Annotated in this window: 18 protein-coding genes; 7 read left to right on the top strand and 11 right to left on the bottom strand. The window is 61.7% G+C overall.

The genetic code is table 11. The features are described from left to right. Positions 1 to 83: 83 nt before the first annotated feature. The 3 genes from BMZ35_RS16840 to BMZ35_RS16830 all read left to right on the top strand — a co-directional run bounded on the left by BMZ35_RS16840 (position 84) and on the right by BMZ35_RS16830 (position 2997). Positions 84 to 503: a VOC family protein gene (locus tag BMZ35_RS16840; RefSeq protein ID WP_093095352.1), complete on the top strand. Its 420-nt coding sequence runs from the start codon at positions 84 to 86 to the stop codon at positions 501 to 503. 248 nt (positions 504 to 751) lie between these two features. Further along, positions 752 to 2152 carry a helix-turn-helix domain-containing protein gene (locus tag BMZ35_RS16835; RefSeq protein WP_093095350.1) on the top strand — a complete coding sequence of 467 codons (1401 nt, stop codon included), beginning with the start codon at positions 752 to 754 and terminating at the stop codon, positions 2150 to 2152. Further along, a complete protein-coding gene (locus BMZ35_RS16830) occupies positions 2152 to 2997 on the top strand; it encodes an alpha/beta hydrolase (protein ID WP_093095348.1) in 846 nt (281 codons plus the stop codon). Before BMZ35_RS16835 ends, BMZ35_RS16830 begins: the two co-directional genes overlap by 1 nt. Here BMZ35_RS16830 and BMZ35_RS16825 read toward each other — a convergent pair. Both BMZ35_RS16825 and betA read right to left on the bottom strand, forming a co-directional pair. Further along, complete coding sequence (locus BMZ35_RS16825) at positions 2979 to 3218, bottom strand: HP1242/YdcH family protein (protein ID WP_093095346.1); 240 nt, start codon at positions 3216 to 3218, stop codon at positions 2979 to 2981. The genes BMZ35_RS16830 and BMZ35_RS16825 overlap by 19 nt on opposite strands. A gap of 101 nt (positions 3219 to 3319) precedes the next feature. Then, the gene (gene betA / locus BMZ35_RS16820; protein ID WP_093095345.1) at positions 3320 to 4969 is read right to left on the bottom strand and encodes a choline dehydrogenase; all 1650 of its coding nucleotides are present in this window, start codon (positions 4967 to 4969) and stop codon (positions 3320 to 3322) included. A 185-nt stretch (positions 4970 to 5154) separates the two neighbouring features. Between betA and betI the strand changes: the two genes are divergently transcribed. Further along, complete coding sequence (gene betI, locus BMZ35_RS16815; protein ID WP_093095343.1) at positions 5155 to 5739, top strand: choline-binding transcriptional repressor BetI; 585 nt, start codon at positions 5155 to 5157, stop codon at positions 5737 to 5739. 6 nt (positions 5740 to 5745) lie between these two features. On the opposite strand, the gene BMZ35_RS16810 is transcribed toward betI, so the two are convergent. From BMZ35_RS16810 to BMZ35_RS16785, 6 genes are all read right to left on the bottom strand, one after another. Further along, on the bottom strand, positions 5746 to 6066 hold the full coding sequence (locus tag BMZ35_RS16810) for a hypothetical protein (RefSeq protein WP_165610108.1): 321 nt from the start codon (positions 6064 to 6066) through the stop codon (positions 5746 to 5748). A 37-nt stretch (positions 6067 to 6103) separates the two neighbouring features. Further along, the gene (locus BMZ35_RS16805; RefSeq protein WP_093095339.1) at positions 6104 to 7009 is read right to left on the bottom strand and encodes a DMT family transporter; all 906 of its coding nucleotides are present in this window, start codon (positions 7007 to 7009) and stop codon (positions 6104 to 6106) included. Between the two features lie 76 nt (positions 7010 to 7085). Next, positions 7086 to 8018 (bottom strand): pirin family protein, encoded by a 933-nt coding sequence (locus BMZ35_RS16800; RefSeq protein WP_093095337.1) that lies wholly within the window; start codon positions 8016 to 8018, stop codon positions 7086 to 7088. A 98-nt stretch (positions 8019 to 8116) separates the two neighbouring features. Then, positions 8117 to 8569 carry a hypothetical protein gene (locus BMZ35_RS16795; protein WP_093095336.1) on the bottom strand — a complete coding sequence of 151 codons (453 nt, stop codon included), beginning with the start codon at positions 8567 to 8569 and terminating at the stop codon, positions 8117 to 8119. Between the two features lie 12 nt (positions 8570 to 8581). Next, positions 8582 to 8944, bottom strand: coding sequence for a hypothetical protein (locus BMZ35_RS16790; RefSeq protein WP_093095334.1), 363 nt, complete (start codon positions 8942 to 8944; stop codon positions 8582 to 8584). A gap of 72 nt (positions 8945 to 9016) precedes the next feature. Continuing rightward, the gene (locus BMZ35_RS16785) at positions 9017 to 9622 is read right to left on the bottom strand and encodes a LysE/ArgO family amino acid transporter (RefSeq protein WP_093095332.1); all 606 of its coding nucleotides are present in this window, start codon (positions 9620 to 9622) and stop codon (positions 9017 to 9019) included. An 88-nt stretch (positions 9623 to 9710) separates the two neighbouring features. On the opposite strand from BMZ35_RS16785, the gene BMZ35_RS16780 reads away from it, so the two are divergent. Both BMZ35_RS16780 and BMZ35_RS16775 read left to right on the top strand, forming a co-directional pair. Further along, complete coding sequence (locus BMZ35_RS16780; RefSeq protein WP_093095330.1) at positions 9711 to 10586, top strand: LysR family transcriptional regulator ArgP; 876 nt, start codon at positions 9711 to 9713, stop codon at positions 10584 to 10586. Positions 10587 to 10757: 171 nt separating this feature from the next. Next, a complete protein-coding gene (locus BMZ35_RS16775) occupies positions 10758 to 11837 on the top strand; it encodes an acyltransferase family protein (RefSeq protein WP_093095329.1) in 1080 nt (359 codons plus the stop codon). 15 nt (positions 11838 to 11852) lie between these two features. Here the strand turns inward: BMZ35_RS16775 and BMZ35_RS16770 are convergent, their stop codons facing one another. Then, positions 11853 to 12269 (bottom strand): VOC family protein, encoded by a 417-nt coding sequence (locus BMZ35_RS16770; RefSeq protein WP_093095327.1) that lies wholly within the window; start codon positions 12267 to 12269, stop codon positions 11853 to 11855. A 156-nt stretch (positions 12270 to 12425) separates the two neighbouring features. After that, on the bottom strand, positions 12426 to 13166 hold the full coding sequence (locus BMZ35_RS16765; RefSeq protein ID WP_093095324.1) for a YebC/PmpR family DNA-binding transcriptional regulator: 741 nt from the start codon (positions 13164 to 13166) through the stop codon (positions 12426 to 12428). A gap of 133 nt (positions 13167 to 13299) precedes the next feature. Here BMZ35_RS16765 and BMZ35_RS16760 point away from each other — a divergent pair, with 133 nt between their 5' ends. Further along, entirely contained in the window at positions 13300 to 15072 is a 1773-nt protein-coding gene (locus BMZ35_RS16760) for an SLC13 family permease (RefSeq protein ID WP_093095569.1), read from the top strand. A gap of 186 nt (positions 15073 to 15258) precedes the next feature. On the opposite strand, the gene BMZ35_RS16755 is transcribed toward BMZ35_RS16760, so the two are convergent. Continuing rightward, on the bottom strand, positions 15259 to 17532 hold the full coding sequence (locus BMZ35_RS16755; RefSeq protein WP_093095322.1) for an NADP-dependent malic enzyme: 2274 nt from the start codon (positions 17530 to 17532) through the stop codon (positions 15259 to 15261). Between the last annotated feature and the right edge of the window lies 1 nt (position 17533).

Genomic DNA, 17533 nt, shown 5'->3' with positions numbered 1-17533 from the left:
ACAGCGGCAAGTTTCCACTTCCTTGCGCCCTTTGCACAATGCTACCACGGGCCATCAAGGGCAGTAGACCACAGGCAAGCCGGATGAAACTGGAATTCCATCACATCAACTTCGTGGCTGACGATGTCGACCGCATGCATGATTTCTATACCAACGTGCTGGGACTGGACGACATCCCCCAGGAAAACTTTCCGCGCACCCAAGCCGACAGCACCTCGGGATATGATGGCAAGATCCGCTTCGCCACCGAAGGCAAAATGGAAATGCACCTTGCCGAACGCGCCTTTGACGTGGCTTTCAAAAACGGTCGGGTCATCAACCCGGTTGAACGCGGCCATATCGCCTTTCGCACCGATGACCTCGCCGCCTTCCTTGCCATCCTTGACGCGCGTGGCATCCCCTATTCCGACTATGGCACCGCCTTTGCCAAGGAATGGCATCAGGTCTTCTTCCATGACCCCGAGGGCAACGTGATCGAGGTCCACCAACAGGTAACACCCTGATGGGCGAACACCCGCGATCAATTCCTCATGATTGGTAAAGCGCGCCGCGTTAACGTCGACAAATTCCGGCAAAACCCAAATCCATACCGACGCAATACCGACGTGATACCGACACGTTACCGAACTCGGATTCGCCAACAAACACTGGGTTAACCCCCGATTCGCCGGCCTCGTCACATCGCCACTGGCGTACGGTGCTTTGCAAAGCTATCTTTGCAGCTACGCAACCCCTGTGACCGGAGCCCGCCTTGCCCACTCAGAAACTCTATGCCGGCGCCAAGCTGCGCGAGATACGCACCCGGCTCAGCCTCACGCAAAAGGACTTCGCCCAGAAGCTTGGCGTGTCTCTGCCCTATCTCAACCAGATGGAAAACAACAACCGGCCGGTGTCGACCACGGTGGTGCTGGCGCTCGCACAGGAGTTCGGCCTTGACGTTACCGAGCTTTCCACTGGCGACAGCGAACGCCTTGTCTCGGACATGCGCGAAGCACTGGCCGATCCGGTTCTGGCCGAAACCTCGGCCCCCCTGGCCGACCTGCGCCTGACCGCCTCCAACGCCCCGGCATTGGCCCGCGCCTTTCTGGAACTGCACCGCGCCTATCGCCAAACCCACGAACGCCTCGCCTCGCTCGACGAAGCCCTTGGGCGGCAGGATGTGCAGATGCAGGCCAGCCCCTGGGACGAGGTGCGCGACTTTTTTCACTATTGTGACAACTACATAGACGCCGTCGACCGCGCCGCCGAACATTTCGCGGTTCAGGCGCCGGATCAGGGCGGCGTGCGCGCCACGGCGATCTCGGCCCTGCGCAACAAGGGCATTTCCGTGTCCTATTCCGACATTGAACCCCTGCGCCAGTTCGACCCGGAAACCGGCCGTCTGCAAATCTCGCGCTATGCCCAGCCCGAAACCCAGACCTTCCAGCTCCTGTTGCAGGTGGCGCTTCTGCAAAGCGACAAACTGCTCGAAGCCACGCTGGACCTTGCCCGTTTCCAGACCGACGCCGCCCGCGCGATTGCCAAGATCGGGCTGGCAAATTACTTCGCCGGGGCCGCGCTGATGCCCTATGCCACCTTCCTTGATGCCGCCCGCGAAACCCGCCACGATCTGGAGCTCCTGTCACACCGCTTCGGCGCCTCGATCGAGCAGGTCGCCCATCGCCTCAGCACCATGCAGCGCCCCGGCGCCAAGGGCATTCCCTTCTTCTTCGTGCGCGTTGATCAGGCCGGCACCATTACCAAGCGCCACTCGGCCACCCGCCTGCAATTCGCCCGCTTCGGCGGCGCCTGCCCCCTCTGGAACGTGCACCGCGCCTTCGAAACCCCCGGCCGCTTCCTGCGCCAGCTTGCCGAGACGCCGGACGGGGTCCGCTACATCTCGCTCGCACGCGACGTGTCGAAATCGGGGGGTCACTACGGCGCACCGGTACGGCGCTACGCGATCTCTCTGGGCTGCGAAATCCGCCACGCGGACGCGCTCGTCTATGCCGACCACATGGACATCTCGAACCCGCAAGCCTTTGAGCCAATTGGAATTTCCTGCCGAATCTGCGAACGCACCCATTGCCATCAGCGCTCGGTTCCGCCTCTGGAACGCCGCCTGACCATTAATGAAAATGCCCGTGGCGTTCTGCCCTACGAGGTGGGGTGATGCGCCTTCTCTTCAAGCTCCTGACGCTTGTCGTTCTGGGGTCTTTTGGCATGATCGCCCTATCGAGCGTGGCGGAGCGGTTTGTGCTCTACCCTTTTGACCCCTCGCATGTGGAACCGGCCGATGCGGGGCTCTCCGGTGTCACCGAGCACCGTTTTCACAATGACGACGAGACCCTAATTGCCTGGACGGCCGATCCTGCGCCGGGCAAACCGGTGATCCTCTATTTCCACGGCAACGCCGGAAACCTCGCGGTCCGCGCAGGCCGCCTCCGCCGGTTTCTTGACCGGGGCTATGGTCTTTTCGCGCCCGCCTATCGCGGCTCTTCAGGCAGCACCGGCACCCCTTCCGAGGCCGCGCTGACTTGGGACGCTGAAACAGCCTATCATGCGCTTTTTACCCGCTTCAGCGATCTTCCCGCCGGCCGCGTGATTCTCTATGGCGAAAGCCTTGGCACCGCCGTCGCTATCGCGCTGATGGCCACCCCGTCCACCAACTCGCATAAAGGGTTCGGACCACCCGCGGCCATCCTCCTCGAAGCGCCCTTCACCTCAATCTCGGATCTGGCCGAGCATCATTATCCGGGCACGGGTGACTTCGCCGCAAAACTTGAGAACAAATGGCCCAGCCTGACACGCGCCGAGGCACTTGGACCGCCGCTTTTGGTCCTGCACGGCACCAAAGATGACCTCATCCCCATAGAAATGGGGCGACAGATTTTCGCTGCCGCCCCATCCCGAAGGAAAGACTTCCTGACTGTCAAAGGCGCGGGCCATACGGACCTCTGGCGATCCGATGCCCTGCCACGCCTCTGGCGCTTTATTGATCAGTTTGCCTTGAGATAGGCGTAGATCTCGTCCTTGAGCGCCGCGCGCCGCTTGCGCAGATCGACCTCGGAAAGCTCTTCGCGCGGCTCGACGTTGGTCTCGGCGCGGTGCACCTTGCGATTCAGCTCGTGGTATTCCTCGTGCATCTTGGCATAATGGGCATCGCTGACCTTCAGCGCGCTCATCTTTTCAACGAATTCCGGAAATTCCTCGGCCAGTTCATGGGGGGTGTGGGACATTGTTTGCGCTCCTGTTTTGTTCTGTTTGACAAAACCGTATCGGTGCCGGGTCGGCACCCGCTTTGACAGGGATCAAACAGCCCGCGCAAAACGCACAAAAATCACCTCTGAGCGGCCTGCCAACCGGGGTGGAACCACGGCTCGTCATTGGCCGATGGCAGACGCCGCCCCAAAAGGTGGTCAGCCGCCTTTTCGCCGGTCATGATCGACGGTCCGTTGAGGTTGCCATTGGTGATACGCGGGAAGATGGAACTGTCCGCCACACGCAGCCCCTCAACCCCGATCACCCGGCATTCGGGGTCGACCACGGCGCCCGGATCATCCGCCCGGCCCATCTTGCAGGTGCCACAGGGATGATAGGCGCTCTCGGCATGTTCGCGGATGAACCCGTCTAGCTCGTCATCCGTTTGCAAAGCTGCGCCGGGTTGGATTTCATGCTTCACGAAAGGCTTCATCGCGTCCTGTTCAAAGATCTCGCGCGTCAGCCGCAAACAGGCGCGGAAGTCGATCCAGTCCTGTTCTTCGGACATGTAGTTGAAAAAGATTTTCGGGGCCGCCTTGGGATCGGCCGAAGCCAGCGTGACCTCGCCCCGCGACCTGGCCCGCATTGGCCCGACATGGGCCTGAAACCCGTGCCCCTCGGCTGCGGCCTGCCCGTCATAGCGCACGGCGATGGGCAGGAAATGGTACTGGATATCGGGATAGTCGATCCCCGCCCGCGACCGGATAAAGGCCGCGCTTTCGAACTGGTTCGACGCGCCAAGTCCGGTCTTTGTGAACAGCCACTGCGCCCCGATCAGCCCTTTGCCGATCAGGTTCCAGTACTTGTAAAGCGTGATCGGCTGCTTGCTGGCATATTGCATGTAGACTTCAAGGTGGTCCTGAAGGTTCTGCCCCACGCCCGGCCGATCCGCCACAACGTCGATGCCATGCTCGGCCAGATGCGCCGCTGGGCCGATCCCCGACAGCATCAGCAGCTTGGGCGAGTTCAGCGACGACGCGGCAAGCACCACCTCGGCATTGGCCCGGATCACCTGCACCTTGCCGCCCCGCTCGATCTCGACCCCGACGGCGCGCCCGCCTTCGATCACGACCCTGCGCGCCAACCCGCGCACGAGATCGCAGTTCTCACGTTTCAACGCCGGTTTGAGATAGGCATTCGCCGCCGACCAGCGCTGCCCCTTCCAGACCGTCATTTCCATGGCGCCAAAGCCTTCCTGCTGGCGACCGTTATAGTCATCCGTCACCGGGTAGCCGGCCTGTTCCCCGGCTTTGACGAAAGCCGCATGCAACGGGTTGCTGCGCGGCCCGCGCGTGATGTGCAACGGCCCGTCCGTCCCGCGGAACCCGTCCGAGTTTTCGCCTCCGTGCCAATGCTCCATGCGCTTGAAATAGGGCAGTACGTCAGCATAGCCCCACCCGGTCGCGCCGCTTTCGGCCCAGTGATCATAATCGCCCGCATGGCCGCGCACATAGACCATGCCATTGATCGAACTGGACCCGCCGATCACCTTGCCGCGCGGGCAGACCAACTCGCGCCCGCCAAGGTGCGGTTCGGGTACACTTTTGTAACCCCAGTCATAAAGCGACATGTTCATGGGATAGCTCAGAGCCGCAGGCATCTGGATAAGCGGTCCCGCATCGGTGCCACCATGTTCGATCACCAGAACCGATTTACCTGCCTCACTCAGACGATAAGCCATGGCGCAGCCCGCGCTCCCGGCCCCGACAATCACGTAATCCGCCTGCATCCGCCTTCTCCGCATTTGATCGGACGCGCCCCTTTGCAAGCGCTCCAGCCCATCCCGTTCAACCACTCCGACAGCGCCGGATCGGGTCACGTTAGCATTCGACTTCAATTTTTTAAATGGGCATTTAAATTTTTTATTTAAACAACAATATTGCGTCCCCCGCCCCAAGCGGCCACAGTTGATCCATGGGCCGAACACGTATCCGCGACATCCGCCATCAGGAATTGATCGAAGCGACCATCACCGCCGTGCATCAGCGGGGCTATGCGGTTGTCACCATGGCAGAAATTGCCGCACTGGCCGGGGCCTCGGCGGCGTCGATCAACTATTATTTCGGGTCCAAGGAACGGTTGATGGAGGCGACCATGCGCCACCTGATGACCATGCTGAAAGAAGCGATGCTGGAACGCTACGCCTTGGCCAAGTCGCCGCATGATCGTTTGATGGCGGTTCTGGATGCCAACTTTTCCGACCGGCTCTACACGATCGAACAATGTTCACTCTGGGTGCAGTTCTGGGGCAGCGCCCCCTATGTGCCGACGCTGGCCCGCCTGCACCAGATCAACCGGGCGCGCGTCACCTCGCATTTCCGCGCCGAGTTGAGCGCGCTCCTGCCGGAAAACCGCCGCGAAACCGTGCGCGTGGCCCTGCAAAGCTATATGGATGGTGTCTGGCTCGAAGCGGCGCAATCGGCAGTCAGGCTCGATCCCATCCAGGCGCGCGCCGAGGCCCGCAAGGTCGCAGACCTGCTTCTGACCTCCGACGTCTGATCCCTGTCAGCGCCAGTATACCAGCGGGTTCGGGTTGCCGAAATAGATCAGCTCCAGCCAATCCTCTGACACATCCTCAATAAGGTAACAAAACCTCTCGCGGCTTTCCGGGTCGGTCTGGATCATCACCGGGCCGACATTGGGCGCATCCTCACAGCGCGGCGCGATCTGGGCAAAGAGCCGACTCATCCTCGCGCCGCCATAGATTTCCTGAACATCCGACCCCTCGATCAGGATCTGCGATGCTGGGTCATCCGTGCTGGTCCAAAGCCCCTGCATCACAATGCGCTCGGCCTGCCAACGGTCCAGCCCCGGAAAATGGGTCACGTCGCACAGCACGACCTCGCCTGCGAAGCCCCCAAGATCAGAGCTTGGTCTGCCCCACCAGCGGTGTGATCTGTCGCCGGTTCAGAACCGCTTCGCGCCACGTAATAAAGCTGATCGCCCCAATGATCACCAGCCCGCCGACGATCACCCAGATATCGGGCGCCTCGTTGAACAGCACCAGCCCCAACAGCACCGCCCAGACCAGTTGCAGAAAGCTGACGGGCTGTGTCACCGTCACCGGCGCGGCGGCAAAGGCCATGGTCATCGTGTAGTGCCCCGCTGTCGCGAAACAGGCGACAAGAAACAGAACACCCAGTTCCCAAGGTGTCGGCGTCACCCAGACAGCCGCTGCCGCAGGGGCCAACCCGATCGTTACCGTGATCGACAACATGCCTACAACCACGGCCGGGCTGGCCTCGTCGCTCAACACCTTCGCCAACAGGTATCCCCCGGCAAAGAACACGGCGGTGAACAGCATGGCAATATGCCCCATGTCCAATTCACGAAACCCGGGACGCAGGATGATCGCCGTCCCGATCAGCGCCACGACCACCGCCATGATCCGACGCAGGGCCAGCTTTTCCCCGAGAAACAGCGCCGCCCCCACCGTCACATAGACCGGCGCGAGATAGTTCATCGCCGTCACCTCGGCCAATGGAATGCGCGCCATGGCAAAAAACCACAGGATCACACCCCCGGTGTGCAGCACCCCACGCAAGCCAAACAGGCCCAGCTGGCGCCGGGTCAGCCGCGCCCGCCGGATCGGTCCGATCATCGGCAAAAGGAAGACGAGACCCAGCGCATAGCGCAGGAATGCCGCTTCGGCTGCCGGGATTCGAATACCAACCAGCTTTACGAGCGCGGTGACGGCCACGAAACACAGGCCCGTCACCAACATCCAGAAGATGCCGATAACAGGGCGATGGGCGGGGTTCTCAGTCATGGCGCCACACCACCACGTTTGCCGCCCCTTGTCGAGATAGGAAACAGGTTAACGACCTTGCGTTCTTCGCATGGCTTCAGGGCAGGGGAATGAACTCATCCGCGTCGCCGGGCGGCAGATGGAACCGCCCATTTTCCCAATCTCCCTTGGCCCAGGCCTGTTTTGCCTCTTCGATCCGCTCCCTGGACGAGGCCACGAAGTTCCACCAGATATGGCGCGGCCCATTGAGCGTTTCGCCCCCCAACGCCATCAGCCGTGCGCCCTGCGCTCCGGCTTTAACCGTGATCGCATCGCCGGGGCGAAACACCATCATCCGCCCGGCCTCAAACCGCTCTCCGGCAATCTCGACGGCCCCTTCGGTCACATAAAGCCCACGATCCTCGTGATCCTCGGGCAATGGAAGCTTCGCCCCGGCCTCAAGGATCACGTCCGCATAGAAGGTCTCGGAAAAAAGTGTCGCCGGCGCCTTTTCCCCCCAAGCCGAGCCGAGGATCAACCGCACCTCCTTGCCTTCGCCTTCGAGCACTGGCAAAGCCGCGCGCCCGTGATGCTCGAACATCGGCGCGTCATCTTCATGATCCTCGGGCAAAGCAATCCATGTCTGGATGCCGAACAGGCTGCTTGGTGCAGCACGGGTGGCCGCGCTGGTGCGTTCGGAATGGGTCACGCCATTTCCCGCCACCATCCAGTTCACCTCGCCGGGATAGATCATCTGATGCGTGCCAAGGCTGTCGCGATGCTCAAACTCGCCCCTGTAAAGGTAGGTCACAGTGCCAAGGCCGATATGGGGATGCGGGCGCACATCGATGCCCTGCCCGGTCAGGAACTCCGCCGGTCCGGCCTGGTCGAAAAATATGAACGGCCCCACCATCTGACGCCGTGGCGCAGGCAACGCCCGGCGCACTTCGAACCCGCCCAGATCACGGGCGCGCGGAATGATCACGGTTTCAATCGACTCCAGATCACCCGCGTCGGGGCAATGCGGTTCCAGCGTAGGGTTCCAGCTCATGTCGGCACTCCTCCTTGTGTCCCTTCAGCATATGGGGGCAGACCGCCCGCCCCCAAGCTTCGAAGACGCACATGGGCTGTGCAGCGAAGGGACGGCGATCAGGGAAGCTCGAAAACTTGCCTTCCAAAGCCCGGATCATCCACCTCCACACGGTTCTTGTGCCATGTCCATTCAACCGGGTTGCAGTCTTCGGTATAGGTGCCCCGCCCGATCTCTCGCCCGGTGGTCAGGTCAACAACGACCTGATCCACCAGCGTCACGAGATAAGAGGTGCCCGGCTCACCCGCGAAAAAACGCATGACCCCGACACGCCCGCCATATTGTGGCAAAGCCCTCCAGAACAGGATTTCAGGCCGGCCGGGCGAATGCATATCCAGCCGCACGGTCACATCCGGATACCGTGCCGATTCCGCGACATAACCATTGTCCCCCGCCTCGACCCGCCAACCGCTGGCTGAAGCCGAAGGCGTGGGTACGGGGCACTGCGCCATCGCAGAGGTCGCCGTCGACAGGGCCGCCGCAACGGCAATTACTGCATATTTTGATTTCATGTATCTTTTCACCTAGCGCAAAAGATCGTCCACGATCCCCACGGCATCCACGACGGTCGACAAGTCATCCGTCACTTCAAGGATTTCATTATCCACCCGGATATAACGATTTCCCTTGCCCGGTGGCTTGAGTTTCCATTTGGACAGGTCGCCAATATCCCTGTATTTCAGATCTCCAGGAAGCTTGGCCCCACGGGTATAGCGTTTGATCTGCCCCGGCGGGATGGCCTTTGGGCCCTTTCCCGGCTTGTCGAGAACCTGGCTGCTGGCGCCCTTCTTGTTGCCTTTTCCGGGTTTGTCCTTGGCCAAGGTCATATCTGCGGCGCCAAGACCAACCGCCAAGGTGACGACGGCAATCATGCCATTTCGGATCATGCGATGCTTCTCCTTGCGTGGTTTCACGACCAGCAAAGCACAAAGGTCCCGGCCCAAACAAGCCCGACGCGATCACGAAGTGAACAGCACCAGCTTGGCCGCAATCGCCCACATGGTCAGCCCGACCAGGATATCCAACCCCTGCCATGCCCGCGCGCTCGTGAACACAGGGCGCAGCAACCGCGCGCCAAAACCCAGCGAAAAGAAGAAGACGAAACTGCTCAGAGCTGCGCCAACCCCAAAGGCCCAGGCCGGGTTGTACTGCGCCGAGATGCCCCCGAGCAGGACCACTGTATCGAGATAGACATGCGGATTGGCCCAAGTGAGCAGCAGGCAGGTGGTCAACGCTCCGTTGAGCGAGCCTGCCGTGCGCCCCTTGTCCTCAAGCTTGCCCTCCCCCTGAAAGGCAGCACGGAAGTTCATCGCACCATAGACAAACAGGAACCCCGCCCCGCCCCACCGCACCAGCGTCAAGGCCCAAGGATTGGCCGAGACCAGCGCCCCGAACCCCGCCACCCCGGCGGTGATCAACAGCGCGTCTGAAATGGCGCAGGTCAACACCAACGGCAGCACGTATTCGCCGCGCAGCCCCTGCCGCAGCACAAAGGCATTCTGCGCCCCGATCGCCATGATCAGCGAAAATCCCAATGCAAACCCCGCGATACCCGCTTCGATCATCTGCGCCCCCTCTTTGTGCCGGGTCTTGCCTACGCCGCTCCGCCACATTACACAAATTAAAGATTCTACCTTAACATAAGCATAGCTAATGCAAATCGACTACGCCCAACTCTCCGCGCTGGCGGCGATCCTGCGCACGGGAAGTTTTGACGGTGCGGCTGCGGCGCTTGGCATCACACAATCCGCCGTCTCCCAGCGGCTCAAGGCGCTCGAAGAACGGGTCGGCACGCCGCTGGTGCTGCGCGGCCAGCCCTGCAGCGGCACCGAAACCGGGCGCCGTCTGGCCGCGCATCTCGATCAGGTGGGCCTGCTGGAACAGGATCTCGCCCGCGACCTTGCCGGTCTCACGCCCCGCACGGCACGCCTGCGGGTGGCGGTCAATGCCGACAGCCTCGCTACATGGTTCCTGCACGCGGCCGCGCGGGTGCCCGACATCCTTTTCGACCTCGTCGTCGACGATCAGGATTTCTCCGCCGACTGGCTGCGCCGGGGCGAAGTCGTGGCCGCCGTCACCGCCCATGAAACCCCGATCGCCGGATGCGACAGCCACCCCCTTGGCGCGATCCGCTACCTTGCCACCGCAAGCCCAAACTACATGCAACGCTGGTTTCCTGAAGCGGTAACTGCCGAAAACATCGCCCGCGCGCCGATGCTGCGCTTTGATGCCAAGGACCGCCTGCAACAGATTTGGATGACCCGGCATCTGGGCCGCGCCCCGACACCGCCCAGCCACCGCCTGCCCTCCTCGCAAGGCTTCGTCGAGGCCTGCCTTCTCGGGCTGGGCTGGGGCATGAACCCCGAGGCACTGGTCGCCGATCACATCGCCTCGGGGCGTCTCGTGCCGCTCCTGCCTGACGCCCCCCATGACGTGCCGCTCCACTGGCAGGCCTCGCGGCTGGTCGCCCCCGCCCTGGCGCCGCTGACCCGCGAAGTCCGCCGCGCGGCCAGGTCGACCCTGATCTGACCCTCTGACTGCGGCGGACCTGCCTCTTGTGCACAAGCCGTCATTTCAAGGGAACCTGTCGTGAAAACGAACGGCGCGGGCCTGCTTTTTGCCCCGTTTGCGTGCAAACTGTCCCCGCAAAGACCGATTTGAACGCCCCCTTTCCGCACCGGACTTGCAAGAGGCCCTCGCATGACTGCACATTCCCTGCCTGACCAGACCCGCGCCGCCATGCGCATCGAAGTAGACACCATCCGGGCCATCGTCTGCTTCATCCTTGTCCTGCACCATATGGTTGGCATTTCCCCCGATTACGGGCTGGAACTGCCTTGGGAAAACACCGTCAGCATCGTCAGCCACACCACGCAGGACATGCGCATGCCGATCTTCAGCTTCATCTCCGGCATGGTCTTTGCCCGCGCCACCGGGCTGTTGCCCGATGCGCGCACCGTGATCCGCAAGAAGGCCCGTCGCCTGCTTCTGCCCATGGCCGTGGTGGGGTCGCTGTTCTGGCTTGCACGTTTTGTCACCGGGGGCGATCCGATGCCCTACCCGATGATCTTCGTGACTTCCTTTGCACATTACTGGTTCCTGCAGGCCAGTTTCCTGATCATGACGGCCTTCGTCCTGCTGACCTGTGTTTTCGGCGGCCCACATCACAAGACCGTCGCGCTCGGACTTGGTGCGCTCGGCATCCTGTGGTGGGGCTTTGCCATCCTGCCCTTTCCCATGACCAACTGGTTCTCGATCGTGAACGCCGTGTTCCTGCTGCCGTTCTTCATGTCGGGCTATCTGCTCACGCAAACCCCGGAGCTGCGCCAGAAACTGCGCACACACCCGCTCGCCCGTTCGGTCGGCGCGGCGCTCCTTGTGATTGGCCTCGTCATCGGCTGGAACATCGCCACCCACAACCTTGATCTCACCGGACTGCCCCGCCGCCTGATCGCCATCTACCTTGGCTTCTCTGCCTGTTTCGGCCTGATCATGCTGCGCCTGTCCTCGGGTTTTCTTGCCCGGATCGGCGCCTATTCCTACGCGATCTACCTGTTCCACGTGTTCTTCACGGCGCTGACCACAAAACTCTGGCACGCCACCGGACAGCCGATCCCCCTGCTCGCCATTGTCATTCTCGGACTGATGCTTGGCACAGGCGGGCCGATGATTCTGCAAAACCTGATCCTGCGCTGGCCGCTTGCCGGGGCCGCCTGCCTAGGCCTACCGCTCGACAAGCTGCGCGCGCGCAAACTGGCCACCCAGCCCAGCGGCGCATAATCCCGCCGCTGCGCCCTAGCCGTCGCGCCCCGGCTCTGCCGGGTTGCTTGAAAACAGCGCGATCTTGTTTCCCTGGGGGTCACGCAGGTATCCCACGTAGAACCGTGGCCCGTATTCCGCCCGAAAGCCCGGCCCGCCCTCATCGGTTCCCCCCGCCGCAAGAGCCGCCGCATGCAGCGCACGCACCTGCTGCTGCGTTTGCGCCTCAAACGCAACCATCGCGCCATTGCCAACCGAAGCAGGCCGCCCGTCAAAAGGCGGTTTGACATAGAAATCCGGCAAAACCTGAGTCTGCGCTTCGTCAACCAGAAGCGAGAAACTCAGCCCCTCCGGTCCCTCTTCCAGCCCAAACCCAAGCGCCGGCAGAAAAGCCGTGTAAAACCGCTTAGCCGCCGCGATGTCATCCGCACCAACCGTCACATAAGAAATCATCCGTCGCCTTCTCCTCAAAAGATGGGAAATGACCGGCCTCGGCTCCGCCCCAATCACGTCCTACGCCATGATTGGCTCGATGCGTCGTCCGGGCAACGAAAAAGGGGCGCGCCCCGTGGCACGCCCCTTGGAAAACTCGCAGGATGCAACCGGCCCTCAGAGCTGGTCCATCACCTCGTCGCTGGCTTCAAAGTTGGCCGTGACGCGCTGCACGTCATCATCATCTTCCAGCGCATCAATCAGCTTCATCAGCTTCTGCATGCCCTCAAGGTCCATCTCGGTGGTGGTGGTCGGCTTCCACACCAGCTTGGTCGATTCACTCTCGCCCAGAGCCGCTTCGAGCGCATTCGACACCTCGTTGAGGTCTGTGTCCGCACACCAGATGACATGGCCATCCTCACTGCTTTCCACATCCTCGGCGCCCGCTTCGATCGCGGCTTCGAAAATCGTGTCCGCATCCCCCGCATCCGCCGGGTAGACCACTTCGCCCTTGCGGTCGAACATGAACCCGACCGACCCGGTCTCGCCAAGGTTGCCACCGTTCTTGGAAAAGGTCGAGCGCACGGTCGACGCGGTGCGGTTGCGGTTGTCGGTCATCGCCTCGACGATCACCGCCACGCCATTGGGGCCATAGCCCTCGTAACGGATTTCTTCGTAATCGTCGCCATCACCGGCAACCGACTTCTTGATCGCGCGGTCGATCACGTCCTTCGGGACCGACTGCGACTTGGCCTCTTTTACCGCCAGACGCAGGCGCGGGTTCTTGTCCGGGTCGGGATCGCCCATCTTGGCGGCGACGGTGATCTCCTTGGAAAGTTTCGAAAACAGCTTGGAGCGCGCCGCATCCTGACGCCCTTTACGATGCTGAATGTTTGCCCATTTACTGTGGCCGGCCATGTTTCGCCTCCGGTAATCTTCTGCGCTTGGTCGCGTTATCGACGCTTCTATAAGGCAGACCGGCCAAGACCCGCAAGCAGCTTGCATTCCTATGCCTGCTGCGTTTGGATCGGGTAAAACACTTGGGGCGCGCATGACCACCGACCAGATCATCCTGTTTTCCCTCTTTGGTGGCGTTTTTGTCATGCTGCTCTGGGGCCGGTTCCGCTATGACCTCGTAGCCTTTTCGGCGCTTCTCATCGGCGTGGTACTGGGCGTTGTTCCGGTCAAGGATGCCTTTACGGGCTTTGGCCACCCGGCCACGATCATCGTCGCGCTGGTGCTGGTGGTCTCGGCCGGGCTGGTGCGCTCGGGGGCAGTGTTCCTGATCACCCGCACCCTTGTCGACAGCGCCCGCAGTCTTGGCAGCCATATCGCGATCATCGGCAGTATCGGCGCCGTTCTCTCCGCCTTCATGAACAATGTCGCCGCCCTTGCTCTCCTCATGCCGGTCGACATCCAGACCGCTCGCAAGGCCGGGCGCAGCCCCGCCAAGTCCCTGATGCCGCTCAGCTTTGCCACCATCCTCGGCGGCATGGCCACGCTGATCGGCACGCCTCCCAACATCATCATCGCCTCGATCCGCGAAGAATCCCTTGGCGCGCCCTTCAAGATGTTCGACTTTGCCCCGGTGGGCGGACTGACCGCGCTTGCGGGGCTGGTCTTTGTCGCCCTGATCGGCTGGCGCCTGATTCCTGACCGCGAAGATGCGGGCAAAAAGGTCTCGGATCTTGGCCAGTATATTGCCGAACTGACCATTCCGACCGAGAGCAAGCTGATCGGCAAGCGGGTCGCCGAGCTCGGTGAACAGGCCGAGGAAAGCGACGTCGCTGTTCTTGGCCTGATCCGCGACGGCAAGCGGCTCTATGGCGCGGCGCGCAACTATACCCTGCGCGAGGGCGATGCGCTCGTGCTCGAAGCCACCCCGGACGCGCTCGACGAATTCCGCTCGGCCCTGTCGCTGAAATTTGCCGATGAGAAACGCGAAGAGCACCTCAATGCCGCAGGCGACGGGCTTGATATCATCGAGGTTGTCGTTCCCGAAACCGCCCGTATCGCGGGCAAGACCGCGCAATCTCTGGGTCTGGCGTGGCGTCAGGGCGCCGTGCTCATGGGCATCTCGCGCAAGGGCCAGCGCATCCGCAGCCAGATCCGCAAAACCATCGTCGAACCCGGTGACATCCTCCTCATCCTCGTGCGCAAGGATTCGGGGCCGGACGTTATCGACTGGCTGGGATGCCTGCCGCTGGCCGATCGGGGGCTGGTCGTTACGGCTGACTCCAAGGTCTGGCTCGCCATCGGCCTCTTTGCAGGCGCGGTGCTGGCCGCTTCGCTCGGGCTGATCTACCTGCCCATTGCACTGGGTCTGGTGGTCGTGGCCTATGTGCTGGCCAAGATCATCCCGATTTCCGAGATCTACACCCATATCGAATGGCCCGTTGTTGTGCTGCTCGGCTCCATGATCCCGCTGGGTGCCGCGCTCGACACGTCCGGCGGCACCGCGCTGATTGCCAATTCGCTCGTTTCTCTGACCTCGGGTCTGCCCGCATGGGCCGTGCTTACCGTGCTGATGCTGGTGACGATGACACTCTCGGATGTGCTCAACAACACCGCCACCACCATCGTCGCCGCCCCGGTGGGCATCCAGATGGCGCAATCCCTTGGCGTTTCGCCCGACCCCTTCCTGATGGCCGTCGCGGTTGCGGCAAGCTCGGCCTTCCTCACCCCGATCGGGCACAAGAACAACACCCTTGTCCTTGGCCCCGGAGGCTACCACTTCGGAGATTACTGGCGCATGGGCCTGCCGCTGGAGGTGATCGTGGTCGCCGCGTCGATCCCGGCAATCCTGCTGTTCTGGCCCCTCTAGAGGCCGTTAACCAAAAGAAAAGCGCGCCACGTTAACCGTGGCGCGCTTTTCTGTTCTCTCCTGCTCACACCGACGCAATACCGACGTGATACCGACGCGAAACAGAACCGGCTTTTCCCAGTAAATTCAGAGATTTACCTTTGAGTCGCACGGGGGAGTCACACCCCCCGCGCAACACCTGCGTTCTTAGCCGTAACTGGATACATCCGTCCCGGCGAGTGCAGCGGTATTAAGCAATCCACGCACGGTGATCGACGGCGTCACGATATGCGCCCGGTTGCCCATCCCCATCAGGATCGGCCCCACTTCCAGACCATCTGCCACGGATTTCAACACGTTACGTGTCGCCCCGGCGGCATCGGTGTTGGAGTAGACCAGCACGTTCGCCTTGCCCGTCAGACGCCCGTCCGGGAACAGACGATCGCGCAGATCGGGGTCAAGCGCGGCATCAGTGTGCATCTCACCTTCATATTCAAAGTCCAGCTCATGCGAGTCCAGCGCCTTGAGCGCCCCACGCATCACCCGCCCCGAGTGGCTGTCGAGATTGCCAAACTGGCTCCCCGAACACAGCGCGATCTTGGGGTCCACGCCAAAGCGGCGCACATGCCGCGCAGCCGCGATCACCGTCTCGGCCACCTGCTCTGAGGTGGGTTCGATGTGGATATGGGTATCAGCCAGGAAGAGCGCGCCTTTATCCAGCAATATCAAAGACAAGGACGCCACCGGATGCAGATCATCATTGGCCAGGACCTGCGTGACATAGTTCAGATGCCAGCGGTATTCGCCAAAGGTGCCACAGATCATGCTATCCGCATCACCCCGGTCCACGGCAATCGCCGCAATCGCAGTGGCGTTGGTGCGCAGAATCGCCTTGGCCGAATCCGGCGTCACGCCGTCGCGACGCATCTTGCGATGGTAATGGGTCCAGTAGTCCCGGAACCGGTCGTCTTGCTCGGGGTTGATCAATTCGAAATCGACACCCGGCTTGATCTTGAGCCCCGTGCGCTTCAGACGATGTTCCACAACCTCGGGCCGCCCGATCAGGATCGGCGTATCCACCGTTTCCTCGATCATTGCCTGCGCCGTACGCAACACGCGTTCGTCTTCGCCTTCCGCAAAGACAATCTTGCGGCGCGTGCGGCTGGCTGCCTCGAAAACGGGGCGCATGATCATCGAAGACCGGAACACCTGCGCCTCAAGGCGGTCTTCATATTCGAAGAGATCAATTTCCTTGGTCGCCACGCCCGATTCCATCGCTGCCTTGGCCACCGCCACGGCGATCGTCGGCAACAGGCGCGGGTCAAACGGCTTGGGAATCAGATAGTTAGGCCCAAATGACAGTTCTTCTCCGCGATAGGCCACCCCCACCTCGGCGCTGGTGGTTTCCCGCGCCAGAGAGGCAATCGCCTCAACACAGGCCAGCTTCATCGCGTCGTTGATCTCGGTCGCACCTACATCCAGCGCACCCCGGAAGATGAACGGGAAACACAGCACGTTGTTGACCTGGTTCGGATAGTCGCTGCGCCCGGTGGCGATCAACGCGCCCGGTGCCGCCTCACGCGCCTCTTCGGGCATGATTTCCGGTGTTGGATTGGCCAGCGCAAAGATGATCGGATCGTCCGCCATCTGTTCGACCATTTCCTTGGTCAACAGGCCCGGCCCCGACACACCAAGGAACAGGTCTGCACCTTCCATGGCTTCCATCGTGGTCCGCTTGGGTGTGTCTTGAGCGAACTCGGCCTTTTCGGGCGTCAGATCGTTGCGCTGCTTGTGTACCACGCCCTTGGAATCCAGCATCAGGATATTCTCGTGCCTGACCCCCATGGTCATCAACATCTTGAGACAGGCAATCCCCGCCGCCCCTGCGCCCAGCGCCACAACCTTGATCTCATCGACCTTTTTATCGGCCACGATCAACGCGTTATAAGCCGCGGCTGCCGCAACGATGGCGGTGCCATGCTGGTCATCGTGAAAGACCGGGATATTCATCCGTTCTTTACAGATACGCTCTACAAGGAAACAGTCGGGCGCCTTGATGTCCTCAAGGTTCACGGCACCAAAGGTCGGCTCCAGCCGGCACACCAGATCGGCGAGCTTTTCCGGATCGGGCTCGTTCACCTCGATATCGAAACAGTCGATGCCGGCGAATTTCTTGAACAGGACGGCCTTGCCTTCCATCACCGGCTTACTGGCCTGCGCCCCGATATTGCCAAGACCCAGAACCGCCGTACCGTTCGAGATCACCGCGACAAGGTTGCCCTTGGCCGTATAACGCGTGGCGTCTGCCGGGTTCTTCTCGATCTCGAGACAGGCTTCGGCCACACCCGGACTATAGGCCCGGCTGAGGTCGCGGCCCGTGGTCATGGGCTTGGTTGCGCGGATCTCCAGCTTACCCGGCTTGGGAAACTCGTGATATTTGAGAGCTGCCTCGCGGGCGCTTTCACGCGCCTTGTCATCCATT

This window comes from Shimia aestuarii, assembly GCF_900114635.1.
GTDB lineage: Bacteria > Pseudomonadota > Alphaproteobacteria > Rhodobacterales > Rhodobacteraceae > Shimia > Shimia aestuarii.
This window is presented reverse-complemented; position numbering and strand designations above follow the sequence as displayed.